General features: G+C 64.8%; 15 protein-coding genes and 1 pseudogene. 10 read left to right on the top strand and 6 right to left on the bottom strand.

Annotated elements, in window-relative coordinates; translation table 11 throughout:
* Positions 1-230: 230 nt before the first annotated feature.
* The gene (locus tag BMZ79_RS30330; RefSeq protein ID WP_090648093.1) at positions 231-1,016 is read right to left on the bottom strand and encodes an SDR family oxidoreductase; all 786 of its coding nucleotides are present in this window, start codon (positions 1,014-1,016) and stop codon (positions 231-233) included.
* Between the two features lie 194 nt (positions 1,017-1,210).
* Here BMZ79_RS30330 and BMZ79_RS30325 point away from each other — a divergent pair, with 194 nt between their 5' ends.
* Positions 1,211-2,230, top strand: coding sequence for a glycoside hydrolase family protein (locus tag BMZ79_RS30325; protein ID WP_090648091.1), 1,020 nt, complete (start codon positions 1,211-1,213; stop codon positions 2,228-2,230).
* Positions 2,231-2,497: 267 nt separating this feature from the next.
* Here the strand turns inward: BMZ79_RS30325 and sdaAA are convergent.
* The 3 genes and pseudogenes from sdaAA to BMZ79_RS34590 all read right to left on the bottom strand — a co-directional run.
* Positions 2,498-3,118 (bottom strand): annotated as a pseudogene (sdaAA, locus tag BMZ79_RS35735) (L-serine ammonia-lyase, iron-sulfur-dependent, subunit alpha); the annotation flags it as partial.
* A gap of 732 nt (positions 3,119-3,850) precedes the next feature.
* On the bottom strand, positions 3,851-4,528 hold the full coding sequence (sdaAB, locus tag BMZ79_RS30315) for an L-serine ammonia-lyase, iron-sulfur-dependent subunit beta (protein WP_090648085.1): 678 nt from the start codon (positions 4,526-4,528) through the stop codon (positions 3,851-3,853).
* 173 nt (positions 4,529-4,701) lie between these two features.
* Positions 4,702-4,875 (bottom strand): hypothetical protein, encoded by a 174-nt coding sequence (locus tag BMZ79_RS34590; RefSeq protein WP_177222429.1) that lies wholly within the window; start codon positions 4,873-4,875, stop codon positions 4,702-4,704.
* Positions 4,876-5,358: 483 nt separating this feature from the next.
* Between BMZ79_RS34590 and BMZ79_RS30305 the strand changes: the two genes are divergently transcribed.
* The gene (locus BMZ79_RS30305) at positions 5,359-5,706 is read left to right on the top strand and encodes an S-layer homology domain-containing protein (RefSeq protein ID WP_090648082.1); all 348 of its coding nucleotides are present in this window, start codon (positions 5,359-5,361) and stop codon (positions 5,704-5,706) included.
* 175 nt (positions 5,707-5,881) lie between these two features.
* Here BMZ79_RS30305 and BMZ79_RS30300 read toward each other — a convergent pair whose 3' ends face one another.
* A complete protein-coding gene (locus BMZ79_RS30300) occupies positions 5,882-6,655 on the bottom strand; it encodes a DeoR/GlpR family DNA-binding transcription regulator (protein WP_090648080.1) in 774 nt (257 codons plus the stop codon).
* Positions 6,656-7,020: 365 nt separating this feature from the next.
* Between BMZ79_RS30300 and BMZ79_RS30295 the strand changes: the two genes are divergently transcribed.
* The 8 genes from BMZ79_RS30295 (at position 7,021) to BMZ79_RS30260 (ending at position 17,711) form a co-directional block, all read left to right on the top strand.
* A complete protein-coding gene (locus BMZ79_RS30295) occupies positions 7,021-8,802 on the top strand; it encodes an extracellular solute-binding protein (protein ID WP_090648077.1) in 1,782 nt (593 codons plus the stop codon).
* A gap of 87 nt (positions 8,803-8,889) precedes the next feature.
* Positions 8,890-9,789, top strand: coding sequence for an ABC transporter permease (locus BMZ79_RS30290; RefSeq protein WP_256253243.1), 900 nt, complete (start codon positions 8,890-8,892; stop codon positions 9,787-9,789).
* Positions 9,790-9,809: 20 nt separating this feature from the next.
* Positions 9,810-10,694 (top strand): carbohydrate ABC transporter permease, encoded by an 885-nt coding sequence (locus BMZ79_RS30285; RefSeq protein ID WP_090648074.1) that lies wholly within the window; start codon positions 9,810-9,812, stop codon positions 10,692-10,694.
* A 23-nt stretch (positions 10,695-10,717) separates the two neighbouring features.
* Positions 10,718-11,497, top strand: coding sequence for an MBL fold metallo-hydrolase (locus BMZ79_RS30280; protein WP_090648071.1), 780 nt, complete (start codon positions 10,718-10,720; stop codon positions 11,495-11,497).
* Positions 11,498-11,518: 21 nt separating this feature from the next.
* Positions 11,519-12,337: an MBL fold metallo-hydrolase gene (locus tag BMZ79_RS30275; protein ID WP_177222428.1), complete on the top strand. Its 819-nt coding sequence runs from the start codon at positions 11,519-11,521 to the stop codon at positions 12,335-12,337.
* 25 nt (positions 12,338-12,362) lie between these two features.
* Entirely contained in the window at positions 12,363-14,117 is a 1,755-nt protein-coding gene (locus BMZ79_RS30270; RefSeq protein ID WP_177222427.1) for an MGH1-like glycoside hydrolase domain-containing protein, read from the top strand.
* On the top strand, positions 14,104-15,681 hold the full coding sequence (locus tag BMZ79_RS30265) for an MGH1-like glycoside hydrolase domain-containing protein (RefSeq protein ID WP_090648063.1): 1,578 nt from the start codon (positions 14,104-14,106) through the stop codon (positions 15,679-15,681). The genes BMZ79_RS30270 and BMZ79_RS30265 overlap by 14 nt, the downstream gene beginning before the upstream one ends.
* Positions 15,682-15,890: 209 nt before the next feature.
* A complete protein-coding gene (locus BMZ79_RS30260; RefSeq protein WP_177222426.1) occupies positions 15,891-17,711 on the top strand; it encodes a stalk domain-containing protein in 1,821 nt (606 codons plus the stop codon).
* A gap of 124 nt (positions 17,712-17,835) precedes the next feature.
* On the opposite strand, the gene BMZ79_RS30255 is transcribed toward BMZ79_RS30260, so the two are convergent.
* Positions 17,836-18,969, bottom strand: coding sequence for a serine hydrolase domain-containing protein (locus BMZ79_RS30255; RefSeq protein WP_371263823.1), 1,134 nt, complete (start codon positions 18,967-18,969; stop codon positions 17,836-17,838).
* Positions 18,970-19,254: the final 285 nt, after the last annotated feature.

The raw sequence follows: 19,254 nt of genomic DNA, 5'->3' as shown, positions 1-19,254 counted from the left end.
ATTGGCCCGCGGAGGCGGGAAAAAACGGGCACAGCGGCCAATAGCGGAACGTATGTCCGCTTCGTTGGCCAAATCGCCCGAATTGGACCCTATAGCGGATCCTATGTCCGCGAACAAGCGAGGTGCATGAAAAAAGCCAAGAAATCGGAGGATTTCTTGGCTTTTTTGTTCAATTGTTGCCCAGCGCGCCGCCGGGCCGCGCGACGCGATGCGCGCGCCTGCCGTCCCGATTACACGCCGCGCACGAGCCCGCCGTCGACCATGAGGCTCTGGCCGGTGACGTAGCTGTTCGCCGGCGAGGCCAGAAACGCGACGTAGCGGGCGAACTCGTCCGGCTCGCCGTAGCGGCCGACGGGGATTTCCCGCTCGGACGCCGCGCGCCGGTCCTCGTAGGAGACGCCTTCGGCGGAGGCGCGGGACTCGTCCAGCGAGCGGACGCGGTCCGTCGCGATGCGGCCCGGCGCGACCGTGTTGACGAGAATGCCGCGGGGCGCCAGCTCGTCGGCGAGCGTTTTGATCAAGCCCTGCACGCCGAGCCGCAGCGAGTTGCTGAGCACGAGACCCGGGATCGGCTGCCGGATCGCCGTCGAAGAGACGTAGACGATCCGGCCGCCCTCCGCCGGCAGATGCGGCAGCGCGAGACGGATCAGCCGGACGACGCTCATCAGGTTCGTTTGGAATGCCGTTTCCCACTGCTCGTCCGTAATCGCCTCGAACGGTCCGGGCGGCGGGCCGCCGGCGTTGCACACGAGCCCGTCGATCCGGCCGAAGCGCGCCGCCGCCGCCGCGATCAGCGCTTCGACGTCCGCCGCCGAGGACACGTCGGCGCGCACGGCCAGCACTTCGCCGCCGGAAGCCGACCGGATCTCGGCCGCCGCCCGCTCGATCGTCTCCGCGTGCCGTCCGCAGATGACGACGTTCGCGCCTTCCTGCGACAGCCGCAGCGCGGACGCCTTGCCCAACCCTTTGCTGGCCGCCGTCACGACGACCGTCCGTCCTTTCAATGCCAAATCCATCGATACTACCTCCTTGGTATGGGTCTAGCCAATCGTTACCTCTAGCATGCAATAGTTGAACCCCCTTTGTCGAGCCGGTGGACGGGAACGGCGATGCCACGGAGCAGGGGAAGCATGCAAAAGAAGGGTTGTAAGCGCTCTTGCCGAATGTATGGGGAAGCGGCACAACCACGTTAAGGGGGCGAAACGTTAACATGACGAACGAAGGAATCGACCGGTATTTAACGCCGTATAAATGGGATCGTCCGGTGCTGACGGGCTCCGGCGTGCCGGGGGCGTACGACGAGCTGGCGGTGGACTGCCCGTTCGTGTTCGAGCATGGGGGCCGGTTCTTCATGATGCACGTCGGCTTCAACGGCACCGGGTACCAGACGGCGCTGGCGGCCAGCGATAATTTGACGGACTGGACGCATTACGGCGTGATGTTGAAGCGCGGCGAGGGCAACGGCTGGGACAGCCGCAACACGGCGGGCTGCTGGCTGCTGCGCGAGAACGGCCTCGAAGGCCCGGCCAAGCTGAAAAAATGGGACGGCCGCTACTGGCTCGTCTACCACACCTACCCGGAGGACGGCTACGAGGCCGGACCGGGGCGCATCGGGCTCGCGTGGACGGAGGACGAATCGCTGCTGCGCTGGAACCGCCTGCCGGAGCCGGTTCTCGTGCCGGAGGACGGCGCCGAATGGGAGCGCGGCGGCTTGTACAAGGAAAGCCTGGTGGAGCACGAAGGGACGTTCTACCTGTTCTACAACGCGAAAAACCGCGCCGCGGAAGGCGAGCCGTGGATCGAGCAGACCGGGTACGCCGTCTCCAAAAACCTGACGGACTGGACGCGGCCCGCCGCCAATCCGGTGCTTCGGGTGACCGGGCACCGGTGGGATTCGCGGTTCGTCAGCGATCCGTTCGTGGTGCGGGACGGAAACCGCTGGGTCATGTTCTTCTTCGGCTTCGACGGGCGGCATGCGCAGGAAGGGATCGCGTTTTCGGACGATTTGACCGTTTGGACGAAGGCCCGGGAGCCGATCCTCCGCCACGGAAGCGAGGGAGCGCTCGACGAGATTCATGCCCATAAGCCTTCCGTTCTCCTGCACGACGGCGTGTTGTATCACTTCTATTGCGCGTGCCGGCCGCACCGCGAGGGCGACCCGACGGTGAATTTCGGCAGCGAGTTCCGGACGATCGGCCTCGCGACGTCGCGGCCGATCGCGCAGGGCTAGCAGGGAAGGCGGGTCGGAACGGGCTCCGCGGCCAGCGCGCGCGGCGTAGTTCCCCGGACGCGCAGCGGGAGCACCGCGTCGGAACGTTCTGGGAACGGCGCTTGAGCGGTGCGCGCCCAAGCCGGCCACAGAACCGTACGTGTCCCGCAAAGGCGAACGATCCGGCATTCCCGGCTCGCCGGGCGCAACCGGCTTTCAACGTCGAACAGGCGTGGCCCGGCTTCGGGCCATGCCTGTTTAGCCGCGTTCGACTAGCGGCGCCGACGATCATTTCTTCTTGCTCAACTCCTCCATGATCCGCTTTCCCGTCGGCGTCTGCGCGAGTCCGCCGCGGGCGGTTTCGCGAAGCGCGTCCGGCATCGCCGTGCCGACCTCGAGCATGACCTGCACGACTTCGTCGGAGGGGATGACGCTGCGCACGCCGGCGAGCGCCATGTCCGCGGCGGCCAGCGCGGTGACGGCGCCGAAGCCGTTGCGCACGATGCAGGGCACCTCCACCAGGCCGCCGACGGGGTCGCAGACGAGGCCGAGGGAGTTTTTGAGCGCGAGGCCGACCGCGTGAACGGCTTGCGAAGGCTTCGCGCCGCGCACGTCCGCCAGCGCGCCGGCGGCCATGCCGATCGCGGAGCCGACCTCGGCTTGGCAGCCGCCTTCGGCGCCCGAGACGAACGAGTTGTTGGCGATGACGTAGCCGATGGCGCCCGCGGCGAACAAGCCGTACGTCATCGTCTCGTCGCTCCAGCCGAACCGTTCCTGGCAGCTGACGAACACGCCGGGAATGATGCCGCAGGAGCCGGCGGTCGGCGTCGCGACGATGCGGCCCATGGAGGCGTTCACCTCGGAGACGGCGAGCGCGTAGCTCATGGCGAGGCTCGCTTCGTCGCCGAGCAGCGTATGCCCGCCTGCCGGCTGCTTCGCATCGGCGTCCTCGGCCGGCGGCTGCTCCGCCGCGCCGAGCTCGGCCGTCGCTTCCAGCTCCAGCGCCGCCGCGGGCGGCGGCCCGGCATCCGGCGCCGGCCGCGCCGCCGCCGGAACGAACGGCGCGGCCGGCCTTTCGGCCGGACCCGGCGCCTGCGCGCCGCCGGATGCTACGTCCCGAACGGCGTCCGGCCTGCGCGCCGCCGGGGCGGACGGCATGTCCGGGAATTCCTCCGGACCCGGCGCCTGCGCGCCTCCGGGTGCTGCGTCCCGGACGATGCCCGGCCTACGCGCCACCGCCCCCGGTACTTCCGCCGCTCCCGGCATATCCGCCGCTCCCGGCATCCCCGGTTCCGCCGTCCCGCCCGGCGCCTCCGCCGCGCCGTCCGCTCCCCGCATCGCCCGCGGCGGCGCGCCCTCGGCGCGGTACGCCATGACCCGCTGGGCATCGCGGCCGGTCAGCCCGCTGCGCGAGGTCGTGTCCTGCGTCAGGCCGCGCCGGACGGCCTCCTTCATGATGCCGTAATACGCCGCCATCCGGGCGAATTCGTCTTCGGGCGGCCTCCCGGTTTCCGCGGTTTGCTCCTCCAGCATGTACCGCCCGATGGACAGTCCGCGCGCCTCCGCCTGCTCGGCGAGCTCGCGCAGCGTTCGAAATTGCATGGCGTTCGTTCCTCCTTGCGCGAGATGATCGTCCCTTCCTTACGTCAGATGCACGAAGTCGACCCGATGGATTTCGGGATAGGCGGCGAGCTCCTCCCGCAGCGTCGGCGGGAAATCCTCGTCGGTCTCCAGCGCCATCATCGCTTCGCCGCTGCGGCTCTTGCGGTCGACGGTCATCGTGCCGATGTTGATCCCGTGCAGCTGCAGCAGCCGCGCCACGATGGCGATCATGCCGGGGGCGTCGGCATTGCGGACGACGAGCGTCGGGTAATGGCCGGTCATGCTCGTTTTGAAGCCGTCGACGTTCACGATCTCGATGTTGCCGCCGCCGATCGACGTGCCGACGAGCGTGAACGCCGGCTCCTCGTCTTCGCCGCGGCCGAACAGCCGCAGCTCGGCGGTGTTGGGGTGGACGAACAGTCCTTTGCCCGCGTCCACGCCGACGCGCATGCCCGCCTGCCCGGCGATCGCGAGCGAGTCCGGCAGCCGGACGTCGTCGGTCGCCATGTCCAGCAGCCCGCCGACGATGGCGCTGTAGGTGCCGTGTCCTTCGTACGTGGCGGCGAACGAGCCGTAGAAGAGCACCTCCGCGCGGGCCGGCAGCCGGCCGAACAGCTGGCGGGCCGCCCGTCCGATGCGCGCCGCGCCGGCCGTATGCGAGCTGGACGGACCGATCATGGGGGGACCGATAATGGAAAAGACGTCTTTGAACCGCATGCCGCACGCTCCCGGATCAGAATGGATTGGAAAAGGTTAGTGTGCGGAAACGGCGGCGGAATATGCACGGCGCGGGGCGGGTTGGTTCCAGGCGCATAAAAGAGGCAGGCCAGGGGAACGTTACGCCGAAACCATGTCTTGGAAGGATGAAGAACGATCATTACCGCTGCCGATCACTTCACGAAAATCATCGAAAATACGCTGTCGCTGGAGCTCCGGATCCCGGACGCCGAGGCGGAGACCATGATCGCGACCTTGGATGCGCACGGATTCCAATCGAAAAATTCCTGGGCGTCCGTCCAGCTGCCCGGCCACGCCGTCGTGGAATTTTGCAAGAAGGAGCTCATGAAAGCCTGAGCCCCGCCGCTGCCGAAAGCCGGCAGCCGAACACGGCATGCGTGGACCCGGGCCGAACCATTGCCGCGCGCCGATCCGAAAGCGGCGCGCATCCGTCTCTCATCAACTACGAATTCGTCCCTTATCAACTACGCATCCGTCTCTCATCAACCACGCATTCCGTTCCCTCATCAACTACGCATCCGTCCCTTATCAAGCTCTTCTTGAAAGGCTGCCGTGACCCGGCGGCTTTTTTCGTTTGCGCGGCCGGCGCCGCAGGGGCTTTCATTCCTGATCAAGAAAGTTGATTGAATTAAATCATTTTTACAAAACGTAAACGCAATTTTAGCAAAAAACGATAGAATGCACCCGATTAAATGATTATAATACATAATCGGCGGAAGTGAAGTTGATCGTAAATGATCAAACCAATCACGGACGACAAGAAACGATACTGGAAGAGACGCGTGTGACTCTCGTCTCTATCAAGGAGGATGAACGCCGGCGGCATCGCCGCGGCTTACGGGGCCGGCCTGATCAAGGGCCGGACGGACGACGCGTTCGCGCCGAACGACGCGATCTCGCGCGAGGAGATGGCGGCGATGCTCGTCCGGGCGTACGCCTATGCCGGCGGCAAGGACTTGGCCGCGGGCGAAGCGGCGCCGCTTGCCGACGCGGGCGCCGTGTCGCGCCGGGCTGTCGCCGACGTGGACAAAGCCGTCGCGAGCGGCCTTATGACCGGCGTCGGCGGCGGATGCTTCGCGCCGGAGGCGCAGGCGACGCGCGCCGAAACCGCGGAGGCGCTCCTGCGCCTGCTGCGGCTGCTGCGCCCGGCCGCCTGACGGCTCGCGGCCGCGGGCAAGCGGCGCCGCCGGTTCGCCGTCCCGCGGCCGCGACGCATCGCGGCACAGCCGGCTCGCCCCGCCGTCCCGCCCGCTCGACCGGGCGCGGCGGCGCAAAAAAATCCCCCGCAACCGCGCGGAGCTTCGCGCGGTTGCGGGGGATCGGGGGCCGGGCCTACACGAGCGTGACGGCAATGCCTCGGTTTTGCAAATACCGGATGTCTTCCGCCGGCGCCTCCAGATCGGTAATGACATGGTCGATCTGCTCGATCGGGCAGACGAACGCGGTATTGATGACGCCGAATTTGCTGCGGTCGGTCACGAGGTACACCTTGTTGGCGTTCTCGATCATGTTCTCCTTGATCCGGGCCGACGCCAGGTAGGCGTCCGTGATGCCTTGCCGGATGTCGATCGCCGAGGTCCCGATGAAGGCGAGGTTGGCGCGGAACATGGAGATCATTTTCTCGGCGACGGGCCCGACGATGCTGTCGGGATTCGCCTCGCCGAGCGCGCCGCCGCAGATGATGACGGACAGGTTCTGCTTCTCTTTGACCGGATTCAGCCGGTAGGCGATCTCGAGGCTGTTCGTGATGATGGTAACGTTCGTCTTGCCGGCCAGCCGGTCGGCGATATGCTGGTTCGTCGAGCCGGCGTCCACGAAGACCGTATCGCCTTCCTTCACGAGCGAGGCCGCGGCTTGCGCGATGCGGAGCTTCTCGTCCTCGTACGGATCGGCCTTCCCGCGGCCGTCCGGCTGCGTTCCGCCGCCGGCTTGCGGCTTGATCATCGCGCCGCCGTTGATCCGCAGGATGTCGCCGGATTCTTCGAGCTGCGTCAGATCGCGCCGCATCGTCGCGGGCGACACGTCCAGCGCGCGGCACAGGTCCTCGATGGTCATGTATGGCTTTTGCTTCAGGATGTCGATGATTTCGAGATGTCTTTTTTTCATTCGGCGCGCTCCCGTATATGAATCGGATTTGATCGTTTGCGACCAATTTTACAACTTGTACATATAAATATATCATTTTGATCATCAAAATCAACCAAAATGATTGAAAATGATAATTTGTGCGCGTTCGATTGACTCGTATCATTTCCGCTGTCCAATTTTTAGAAGTTAAGACTCGATTCAATCACAAACCATATTAAGTGATTGTTAATGATCATTTTTTTGATCGAAATCGATTGACGGATGATCGGAAGTTGTCTATCGTTAAGAGCGAGAACACCAACGCACTTGTCCAGTCGCTCGTTTCCAGCAGTACGGTTCGCATCCGAACCGGCATTCAAACGCCTTCGAGGGGGAAGTACGAAATGGTAAGCAAGAAGAACGCGAACAAGCTGGCCATCTTCTGCATGGCAAGCGCATTGGTCCTGTCGGCATGCTCCGCGTCCGACGACTCCGGCAACAACGGCGGCAACGGCAGCGAAGCCAACGGGGCAAACCATCAAACGGCGGCGAACGGCGCGACGAACGAAGCGGCGTCCGACGCCCCGGCGAACGCGGCGAACGAAGCGCCGGCCGTCAACGCGGGCAAATACGAGACGCCGATCGATTTCACGATCGTCGGCCAATCCGACCCCAACCTGAAGTTCGACGAAGGGCAGAGCTACGACAAGAACAGCGTGTACGACGCCTACGCCGAGGAGCTCGGCATCAACATCAAGAACAAGTGGATCGTCGATTCCAAGCAGTACGACGACAAGGTGAACCTGACGGTCGCTTCCGGCGATCTGCCGGACCTCATGAAAGTCAACGCGACGCAGCTGCAGCAGCTCGTCGAGAACGACCTGGTGTACGACCTGACGGACGTCTACGACCGGTACGCGTCCGAGAACACGAAGAAGTTCATGACGGCGGACGGCGGCGCCGAGCTGAACGCCGCCAAGTTCGACGGCAAGCTGATGGCCATTCCGGTCACGGACAGCCCGTACAACTCCGCGCAATTCCTGTTCGTCCGGAAAGACTGGCTGACGAAGCTGAACCTGCCGGAGCCGACCACGATGGACAATCTGCTTCAGGTCATCGAAGGATTCACGAAGAACGATCCGGACGGCAACGGCAAGAACGACTCGTACGGCATCATCGCGCAGAAGGAAATCTACAACCAGGCGTTCAGCTTCGCGGGCCTGTTCAACGGCTACCACGCTTATCCGGGCGCATGGGTGAAGGACGCCTCCGGCAAGCTCGTCTACGGCAGCATCCAGCCGGAGATGAAGACGGCGCTGCAGGCGCTGCAGGAGATGTACAAGGCGGGCGAGATCGATCCGGAGTTCTTCACGAAGGACCATACGAAGGAGAACGAATTGGTCGCGAACGACCAGGCGGGCCTCGCGTTCGGCCAATTCTGGACGACGAGCTGGCCGCTGCCGAGCGCCGTCGTGAAGGACAACAAGGTCACGCAGGAATGGGAAGTGTACCCGATCCCGTCCGTGGACGACCAGCCGGCCATGACGCAGATCGGCATGAACTCGGGCAATATCATCGTCGGCACGGGCGTCAACGGCTACTACGTCGTCTCGAAGGAAAGCAAGCACCCCGAAGCGGCCATCAAGCTGCTGAACAAGTTCATCGACGTCGACACCGTGTTCCCGACGCCGGAGACGGAGCGGTTCCACAAAGGCAAGACGAGCGACGCGTACTGGAAGCTGAACCCGATCATCGTCATGTCGCAGGACGCCCAGGCCAGGGCGGGCGGCCAGCTGCCGAAGGCGGTCGAGGCGAAGGATCCGTCGATGGTGGCGGACAGCGTCGTCGGCTCGGCGTACTACAAGGACGTCGAAGCGTACTGGGGCGGCAACGCCGGCAACTGGAGCAGCTGGATGGTGGCCAAACCGCACGGCTCGCTCGACATCATGAACCAGTACCTGACGAGCAACCGCTTCTGGTTCGATTCCTTCGCCGGGGCGCCGACGCCGACGATGGCGTCGAAGAAGTCCGTCCTCGACCAGAAGGAGCAGGAGCTGTACACGAAGATCATCACCGGCAAAGCGCCGATCGGCGACTTCGACAAGTTCGTCGGCGAGTGGAGCTCGCTCGGGGGCGAGCAGATGACGCAGGAAGTCAACGACTGGTACGCGAAGCAGGCCAAGTAAGCGGCTTGCCGGCTTGCCAAACCGAATAACGAGGAGCGAAGGGAAACCGTCTCGTTTTCCCTTCGTTTCATTCTTGGAGGTGCGTCTGTGTTCGGCAAAAGATGGGCCCGCGAATGGTACTTCCACGCGATGCTGCTGCCCGCCGTCGCGCTCGTGCTGATCTACTGCTACGGCCCGATGGCCGGCATGGCGATCGCGTTCGAGAAATACGTGCCGGCGAAGGGCATAATCGATTCCAAATGGGTCGGCCTGGCTAATTTCGACTTCGTCCTGTCGCTGCCCGATACGTACCGGGTGCTGTACAATACCGTGTTCATCGCGTTCATGAAGATGGTCTGCGGGTTGATCGCGCCGCTTACCACGGCGCTGCTCCTGAACGAGCTCCGCAAAATCGCGTTCAAGCGCGTGTTCCAAACGCTGATTTACCTGCCTCATTTCTTATCCTGGATCATTCTCGGCGGCATCCTGCTCGACATCCTGTCGCCGTCTTCCGGCCTCGTCAACCAGGTGCTGAAGTCGTTCGGCATCGAGCCGGTCTTCTTCCTGGGCGACAACCGCTGGTTCCCGTTCGTCCTCGTCGCCACCGACGTCTGGAAGGAATTCGGCTTCGGCACGATCGTCTACCTGGCGGCGCTGACCGGCATCAATCCGGCGCTGTACGAGGCGGCGGAGATCGACGGGGCGGGCCGGTGGAAGCAGACGCTGAACGTGACGCTGCCGGGCATCGTCCCGATCATCGTTCTGCTCTCCACGCTCAGTCTCGGGCAAATTCTGAACGCCGGCTTCGACCAGGTGTTCAATCTCTATAATTCGCAAGTGTACGAAAGCGGGGATATCATCGACACGCTGGTGTACCGGCTCGGCCTCGAGCAGTACCAGTACGGCGTGGCGACGGCCATCGGCCTGTTCAAGTCCGTCGTGTCGTTCCTCTTCATCTCGCTCTCGTACGCGCTGGCTTACCGGTATGCCAACTATCGGATCTTTTAATCGCAAAGGGAGGCAGGCCCGTGGTCTACCGACTGTCTTGGAGCCGCAAGACGTTCATCGTCTTCAATTACGCGTTTCTCGCGGCGTTGTCCTTGCTGTGCATCTTCCCGTTCGTCCATATCCTCGCCCTCTCGTTCAGCTCGTCCTCGGCGGCCGCGGCGGGGGCGGTGAGCCTATGGCCGGTCGATTTCACGCTCGCGTCCTACGAGAACGTGCTCGGCAAGCAGGAGTTTCTCTCCTCCTTCGTCGTCTCGGTCAAGCGGGTGCTGCTCGGCACGTCCTTCAACATGCTTCTCACGGTGCTCGCGGCGTATCCGCTCTCGAAGGAAGCCGGGCAATTCCGATTGCGCACGGCCTACGTCTGGTTCTTCGTCCTGACGATGCTGTTCAGCGGCGGCCTTATTCCGCTCTATATGACGGTGAAGACGACCGGCATGATGGATTCCATCTGGTCGCTCGTCATCCCGGCGGCGGTGCCCGTCTACAACGTGGTGCTGCTGCTCAACTTCTTCCGCGGGCTGCCGAAGGAGCTGGAGGAATCCGCGATGATCGACGGGGCCAACCCGTTCGTGATCCTGCGCCGGATCTACCTGCCGCTGTCGGTGCCCGCGCTCGCGACGCTGACGCTCTTCTGCGTGGTGTCGCATTGGAACAGCTGGTTCGACGGCCTGATCTACATGAACGACCCGTCCCATTATCCGCTGCAGAGCTTCCTGCAGACCGTCGTCATCCAGCGCGACATGCGGTTCCTGACGCCGCAGGACATCGACATGCTGAAGCTCGTGTCCGACCGGACGAACGCCGCGGCGCAGATCTTCGTCGCCACGTTCCCGATTCTGATCGTCTACCCGTTTCTCCAGAAGTATTTCGTGCACGGCATCGTGCTCGGCAGCGTGAAAGAATAACGACATTCCGATGAGGTGTACACATGACCGAACTCTTGTTTCTCGGCACGAGCGCCGGCGTATCGACGGCGAACCGCCACCACTGCAGCATGGCCATCAAGCGCAACGGCCGCCTGTACTTGATCGATTGCGGCTGCCCCGCGAGCATGCTGCTGAAGAAAATGGGGGAGGACCCCAAAACGATCGACGCCGTCTTCCTGACCCACTGGCATCCCGACCACGCGAGCGGCCTGCCGATGCTGATCCAGGATTTGCAGTTGACCTACAAGCCGGAGACGCTCCCGATCTACGGCCCGGCGGGCACGGTCCGCAAGGTCGGCCAGCTGCAGCGGATGTTCATCATCCCGCAGGACATCTACCCGTTCCAGCTGGAGTCGCACGAATACGACGAGTCGTTCGTGTTCGAGCGGGACGGCCTGCGGATCGAATTCTTCCAGACGATGCACTTGAATAACGAGAACTGGCGCAAGATCGACGAGCGCCACGGCCATGAGATCGCGCCGATCGCCTACGGCATGGTGCTGCATCTCGACGGCAAAAAAATCGTCGTGAGCGGCGACGTGCTGTCGTCCGGCGACATCGTCCGCGCGCTGCCGGACGCGGACCTCGTCATCCACGAGTTCGGCCACATCCATCCGGAGAAGCTGAACGCTTTCGTGAAGGAGCAGGGCATCGCGAACCTGCTGATCACGCACATTCACCACGAGTGGGACCTGCGGGCGGACGAACTGAAGCGGATCGTCTCGGCCGGGCACGCGGGCGACGTTCAGGTCGCGCACGATCTGATGCGGCTCGCGATCTAAGAACGGAGGAGGAGCATGACGATGGAACAACGCGCGAAGGATCAGGCGGCGCAGGAGCAGCCGGGGGAGCACCGCACGACGATTACGTTTCTGGGCACGTCGGGCGCCATTCCGGAGGCCGGCGGCGAATCGCCGACGTTCCTGATCAACGGCCGCTATCTGGTCGATACCGGCTGGACGGCGGTCGCGAATTTGCGGAACCGCGGCATCGAGCCGTTGGAGCTGGAGTACGTGTTTTTTACGCATTTTCACCATGACCATTACATGGCGCTGCCGTCGCTGCTCTATTACTGGCTGATGCGCGGCAAGCCGCTGCGGGAGCTCAAGATCGTCGGGCCGGCGGAGGATCTGGAGCTGATCGTCAAGCGGGCCGTCAGCTTCCTGCACCCGGAACGGTACTACGGGAAGGACGACGTGCCGACGCTCATTCCGCTCCTGCCGGGAGACGGCTACGAGGAAGCGGCGTTCCGGCTCGAGACATGCGCCACGGTCCATCCCGTGCAGGGGCTGTGCTACCGGTTCATGGACCGGCGTTCGGGCAAAACGTTCACGTTCACGGGCGATACGGCCTACCACCCGCCGATCGCCGAGCATGCGCGGGGCAGCGCCCTGCTCGTGCACGAATCGGCGCTCGGACCGGTCGCCGCGGACCCGGCGAACAACGCGTACATGCATGCGGGCGCGATCGACGCGGGGCGGATCGCGGAGGCGGCCGGCGTCCCGAAGCTGCTGCTCGTGCATGCCCTGTCGAGCCGGGCGGAATCCTGCGTCGCGGCCGCGAAGGTCGTCTTCCGGGGCGAGGTCGAATGGCCCGCGGACGGACAAACGTACGTGCTCTAGGGCACGAAGGAAGGAGAGCGAGCGCATGACGAACGGGCACGAACCGGCAGCCGCGGACCAAGCGCTGCCCGCGCGGAAGGACTCTTTCCGCCGCGCGCCGATGAGCTATTACGACATGTACGTGAAGAGCGGACTCGTCCGGGAGAACGGCTTCCTAGGGATGCCGCCGGAGGAGCGGGCGCTGCCGTCCTACGCGGAAGCGGCGGAGCTGCTGCCCCGCCCGCATTGGGAAGGGCGAGAGACCGAGCTCGGCCTCTACTGGAAGGCGTGGGAGCTGGCTTTCGGCCATCTGCGCAAGGCGAACGCGCGCAACGGCTTCCCCGCGAACTACATCGACACGGCGTTCAACAACGATCTGTTCATGTACGACAGCAGCTTCATCCTGCTGTACGGGATGTACGGGCGCCGGGCGTTCGATTTCCAGCGGACGCTGGACAATTTCTACGCCAAGCAGCATCCGGACGGCTTCATCTGCCGGCAGATCCGCCAAACGGACGGCACCGACGTGTTCCACCGCTTCGATCCGTCGAGCACGGGGCCGAACCTGATGCCGTGGACCGAATGGGAATACTTCCGGATGTCGTCGGATACGGAGCGCCTGGCGAACGTATTCCCGGCGCTCGTCGCGTACCACCGCTGGCTGAAGGCGTACCGGACGTGGCCGGACGGCACGTATTGGGCCAACGGCTGGTCGGGCGCCGCGGACAATTTGCCGCGCATTCCGGACAACGCGGACAAAGACAAGGATTATTTCTTCCACGGCCATCTGGTCTGGTGCGACAGCTGCATCTTCCAGGTCTATGCCGCGAAGCTGCTGGTCGCCATGGCCGGCGTGCTCGGCCGGGAGGCGGAGGTCGCGGACGTGGCCGAAGAAGCCGAGAAGCTGACGGCGCTTATCAACGACCGGCTGTGGGACGAGGAGACGGCGTTCTATTACGACATGCTCCCGGACGGGACGCTGACCGGCGTCAAGAACATCGGGGCGTACTGGGCGCTGCTGGCCGATATCGTGCCGGCGCGCCGGATGGAGCGGTTCGTCTCGCATCTGTCCGATCCGGGCGCGTTCAACCGGCCGCACCGGGTGCCGTCCTTGTCGGCGGATCATCCCGCGTACCGGCCGGAGGGGGACTATTGGGTCGGCGCCGTCTGGATGCCGACGAATTACATGGTGCTGGGCGGGCTGCGCGCGGCCGGCTTCGAAGCGCTCGCGGAAGAGATCGCGGCCAATCACCTGGATCAGGTGACGGACGTGTACGCCGCGACGGGCACGATCTGGGAAAATTACGCGCCCGAGCAGGCCGCGCCCGGCAAGCCGGCGAAGCCGGACTTCGTCGGCTGGGGCGGCCTCGCGCCGATCGCCGTGCTGTTCGAGTACCGCTTCGGGCTGCGGCCGGACGCGCCGGCTTCGCGGCTCGCGTGGGACGTGCGGCTGCTGGAGGCGCACGGCGTGGCGCGGTATCCGTTCGGCGCCGAAGGCGTGCTCGACCTGGCGTGCGCCGCCCGCGGCTCGCGGACGGAGCGGCCGCGGATCGAGGCGCGGTCGAACGTCGCGCTGACGCTGATCGTGCGCTGGGACGGCGGCGAGGAGACGATCGCGCTCGCGCCGGAGGGCGGCGCCGGCGGGAACGCGGCGGCGGAAGCCGGATCGGCTGTCGGGACCGAAGCTTCGGCAGAGGCCGGGGCGGCTGCGAGAGCTGCGCGCGAGTCGGATGCCGGACCGGCCGCGGAGTCCGAGTCGGCGGCAAGCGCGGAGACGGGAGGCGGCCATGACGGCGAATAACGCGCCGGGCATTCGCCCGAAGGTCGAGGAACGGGAGTTCCAGACCGTGCGGAAGGACCGCTACTACAGCACGTACGTGCCGAATCCGCTCGTGCGGGAGAACGCATTCCGGGGCATGGCGGCCGACGCCGCCGCGCTTCCGGCGTTCGGCGGCGCGCGGGACCGGCTGCCGTCGCCGAGGTGGGACGGCCACGAGGCGGAGATCGCGAGCTACTGGAAGGCGTGGGAGCTGGCGTTCGGCAACCTCCGCGCGCCCGCCGAAGGCAGCGGCTTTCCCGCCAATTATATCGATACGGCGTTCAACGACTGCCTGTTCATGTGGGATTCCTGCTTCATCATGATGTTCGCGAAGTACGGCCGCCGCGCGTTCGCCTTCCAGCGCACGCTCGACAACCTGTACGCCAAGCAGCATCCCGACGGCTTCATCTGCCGCCAGATCGGCACGGGCGACGGTGCCGACCGGTTTCACCGGCACGATCCCGCGAGCACCGGGCCGAACGTGCTGGCCTGGGCGGAATGGGAATATTACCAGGCCTCCGGCGATCTGGACCGGCTCGCGCGCGTCTTCCCCGTGCTCGCGGCGTACCACCGCTGGCTGCGGGCGTACCGGACGTGGCCGGACGGCGGGTATTGGTCCTCCGGCTGGGGCGCCGGCATGGACAACCAGCCGCGGATGCCGGCGGAGCTGCCGTACCAGGCCGACGAGTTCTACCACGGCCACCTCGTCTGGGTGGACGCGTGCCTGCAGCAGCTGCTGTCGGCGCGGCTCGTGCTGCTCATGGCCGGCCTGCTCGGCCGCGTGGAGGACGCGCGCGATTTCGCGGCGGAGTCGGAGCGGCTCGCCCGCTTCGCCGACGAGAAGCTGTGGGACGAGGAGACCGCGTTCTATCACGATCTGAAGCCGGACGGCGGGCGGCTCGGCATGAAGTCGATCGGCGCCTACTGGGCGCTCATCGCCGGCGCCGTGCCGAACGCGCGGCTCGCCCGCTTCGTGGCGCATCTGGAGAATCCGGCCGAGTTCAACCGGCCGCACCGGATTCCGTCGCTGTCCGCCGACGATCCGAACTACCAGCCGCAAGGGGATTATTGGCGCGGCGGCGTCTGGATGCCGACGAACTACATGGTGCTGCGCGGCTTGAGCGGCCACGGCCGCGACGCGCTGGCGCACGAGATCGCGCGCGGCCACGTCGGCCATGTCGCGGACGTGCTCCGGCGGACGGGCACGATCTGGGAAAACTACGCGCCGGAGTCGATCGCGCAGGGCGTGCCGGCGAAGCCGGACTTCGTCGGCTGGAGCGGGCTCGCGCCGATCGCGGTGCTGCTCGAGTACGTGTTCGGCCTGCGCGCCGGCGCCGCCGAGGGACGGCTCGTCTGGGACGTGCGCCTGCTCGAGGCGCACGGCGTCGACCGGTACCCGTTCGGGCCCGAGGGCGTGCTCGAGCTGTCGTGCCAAGCGCGGCGGTCGGCCGAGGAGAAGCCGGCGATTACCGTGCGCGCCAGCGTGCCGGTTACGCTCGCGCTCCGGTGGGCGGGCGGCGAGGAGACGATCCGCATCGCGCCTTAAGCGCCGTCCTGCCGGTTCCGTTCGCCCCTTCGGAAGTTAACGCCATCCGCCTTTTAGGCGGTTAACCTTTCGTGCGATGTAACAAAAGCAAGCAGGCCGCCGGGCTCGTCCCGGCGGCCTCTTCGGCGTACCGCTGCAAGGGGGGAGCGAAACTTTTCAAGTCCTGCAAGCGTCTACATAACATTCCCTATTATGGAAGGATGGCTGTTGTGAATTATCGAAAAGCGATCGTCGCCACCCTCGCTTCCGCCTCGCTCGGCGGGCTGACCGCCGCCTGCCCCGCCGCCGCGGAGTCCGCCGCGCCGAATGCGGCCTTGATCAAGCAGGAGACGAGCGAAGCGAGCCAATCGGCCATGGCCGCGAACGTGCTCTTCCTGGATTATTCCTCCACGCTGCAGTCCCGGGACGCGAACGGGACGATCATGGTTTCGGGCCGCAGGCTGCTGGAGGCGATCGGTTACCGCATCGCCTGGGACGCGGCCGGCGGTTCGCTGACGGCCGAGCGTCCGGGCAAGCCGGCGCTTCTCCTTCAGGCCGGCCGGCGGGAAGCGAAGCTCGGGGACAAGACCGTGCAGCTGCCGGCAGCCCCTTATATCGGCGAAGGAATCCTGTGGGTGCCGCTTCGATTCACGGCCGAGGCGGCCGGCCTGACGGTCGCGTGGGACGCCGCGAACCGCTATGCCTATGTCAAAGACCCGGCGGCGCTCCCGAAGATCAGTCTGACGACCCGGGCGGATAACCGCGTAACCGAACAGCCGGCGAATCTGATCGGCTATTTCAAGTCGCGCATGGGAATCGACGTGAATCTGAATTTGGTTCAACCCGACTATTACCGGGAGAGGACCAACATTATGGTCGCCGCCGGCGATACGGGCTCGATCATGCTGCTGCAAAATAACTACCAGTATTCCGACGAGCTGCTCCGGAGCTTCGCGATGGATCTCACGGAGGATCTGAACGCGTTCCCGCGCTTGAAGGCGCTGGCCGCCGAAGCGGCGGGAGGCCGAACGATCGACGGTCGGATCTATGGCATCGCGCGGCCGCGCGATCCTCACGACGCGCCGTTTCCGGCGATCAGGCAGGATTGGCTGGACCGGCTCGGCTTAGCCCGGCCGAAGACGATGGAGGAGGTGTATGCCGCCCTGCGGCAGTTCGCCCACAAGGATCCCGACGGCAACGGCAAGAACGATACGTACGGGATGACCGGTTATACGACCGCGGCCGGTCTCGGATCGTTCGCCTGGGTCGAGCAGGCGTTCACGGGCAGCCCCGAGCGCTTCGCCGTTCAGAATGGCCGCGTCGTCGATCATGCGCTCGGCGCCGGGGAGACCGAGGCGCTGAACTGGCTTGCGCGCGCTTATCGGGAAGGGCTGATCGACAAGGAATTCGCCGCCCAGACGCCGGAACAAGCCGCCGACCGCATCCGCGGCAGCCGATCCGGCCTCGCGGCTTTAAGCTTGCGCGACGCGGCGGCGCTGACGGGCGACAAGGCGCAATGGATTCCCTTGTCGGGCCTTAAGGCCGATTCGCTCGGCGTCCCTATCGCGCCGTGGAATACGGAAGTAACGGACACCTACATCGTCACGCGCATGTCGCGCGTGGCGCCGAAGACGATTTTGCGATGGCTGGACGGCGGGCTGGCGATGAACGAGTCGGGAGCGTGGGACGGCATCGAGGGATTCGGTCAAACCGACCGCGCGGCGCTTCGCAGTCTGTTCGGCGAGCCGGACCTCTTGAACAGCGACGCGCTGAAGTCCGTGCCCGAACGAACGCGGGGCGCCTACGAGACGGCGGTCAAGGAATGGCAAAAGACCTCTTACGCGGATGCCGTCGTTCCCGCCTTCTCCGGGCTGTGGAGCACGGGCAAGTACGCGGAATTGAACGCCGAGCTGAAGGAAACGCAGATCAAGGTCATCCTGGGGGAACTTTCGATGGAGGACTGGGGGCAGTATACGAAGACGCTCGCGGCATCCAAGCCGTATCAAGCGTTGCTGGCGGAGTTGGCCGAGCTGGCAGGAGACGGGGCGTGAACCCCGGAAGCGTATCCCATTGACGCGGCGCGCGCCGCATGCGCCGTACGGCAAGAAGCCTCCGTTTCCGCGAAACGCGGAAACGGAGGCTTTTTTGCATTCCATACGGGCAAGTCCGTGCGCGCTACGCGAGCGCCCCGTAAACGACCGCCCGCAGCCGGTTGACGATATAAGGCTCGAGGCTCGGGAGCATCTGCTGCATGTACACGACGGACAGCTCCTCCGCGGGATCGATCAAGACCCACGAACCGGCCAATCCGGCCCAGCCGTATTCGCCGATCGGACCGTTGCTGCCGCCGGCCGCCCGATTGATCATGACGCGCACCCCTAACCCGTAGCCGTACCCGCTCATCTGCGACCAATCGAAGTCTTCGAGCTGCCGCGGATTTAAATGGTTGGTCGCCATCAATTGAAGGGTCCGGGGGCTGAGAAGCCGAACCCCGTCCAGTTCGCCCCCTCTCGCCAGCGCCTGCGCGAACCGGCCGTAATCGCCGATCGTCGACAGAAGCCCGCCGCCCCCGCTTTCATGGCGGCTGCCCGGCTGATAAGCGGCGTCCATGCGCGTATTGGGCGTCAGCGTCCCGTCTTCGGAGCGATCGTACATCACGCACAGGCGGTGCCGCTTCTCGTCCTCGATCCGGAACGAGGTATCCGTCATTCCTAGCGGTTCGAAGATCTCGTTCTGCAGAAACGCTCCGAACCGTTGGCCGGACAATACTTCGACCAAGGCGGCCAAGACATCGTGGCTCGTCCCGTATTGCCAGCGCGTGCCGGGATCGAAAGCGAGCGGAATGCCCGCCAACGCTTTGGAGATGGCCCGCGGTTCCAGACCGGTGACGTCCTGCTCGAAGATTTTGCGGGTTTGCCTTTCGGTTTCCGTGCCGTCGCCGCCGTACGTAAGCCCGGACGACATCGTGAACAAGTCCTTGACCCGGATCGGAGCCGCCGCGGGAGAGACGGATCCGTCTTGCCGGTACACCTGCGGATTTTTGAATTCCGGCAAGTATTCGTCCAGCGGGTCGTTCAGCAGGTAAAGTCCCTTCTCGTACAGCATGAGCGCGGCCGCGCAGGTCACCACTTTGGTCATCGAATAAATCCGGTAAATGGTATCCGGCCGAATGCTTATGCCTTGCTCCGCATCCGCATATCCGAAGCTCTCCCGGTATAGCACTTCTCCGCGCCGCACGACGGTGCAGGCGCACCCGGCCGGTCCGCCTTTCTCCATGAAGCTCTTGATCAGCGGAGTCAATCGTTGCATGTGGCTCACTTGCAAACACCTCCATAACGAGTTTGAATACGGAATCCTGAATTTCCATCTACATCGCCGCTTCGCAACTCCCCAGGTCAACGTTATAAGGATTCGAGGAGCAGCTGGTAATCTCCTCCTGAAACCGCCTTCTTGCCTAAGGAAAATGAGCGGTCGGCGGCCGGCGCGTCCGGCGCGCCTCCCGGCAAAGACGCGGAGCGCGGACACGCGGGATCGCGAGGCGCAGGATGATTAACCCAGTTAAAGGAATGCCCGCGTTCCTCTACCCAAGGCCTC

Origin of the sequence: Paenibacillus sp. UNC496MF, assembly GCF_900113915.1 — a bacterium.
Lineage (GTDB): Bacteria > Bacillota > Bacilli > Paenibacillales > Paenibacillaceae > Paenibacillus_Z > Paenibacillus_Z artemisiicola.
The sequence above is the reverse complement of the archived record's forward strand: the minus strand, read 5'-3'. Positions and strand labels throughout refer to the sequence as shown.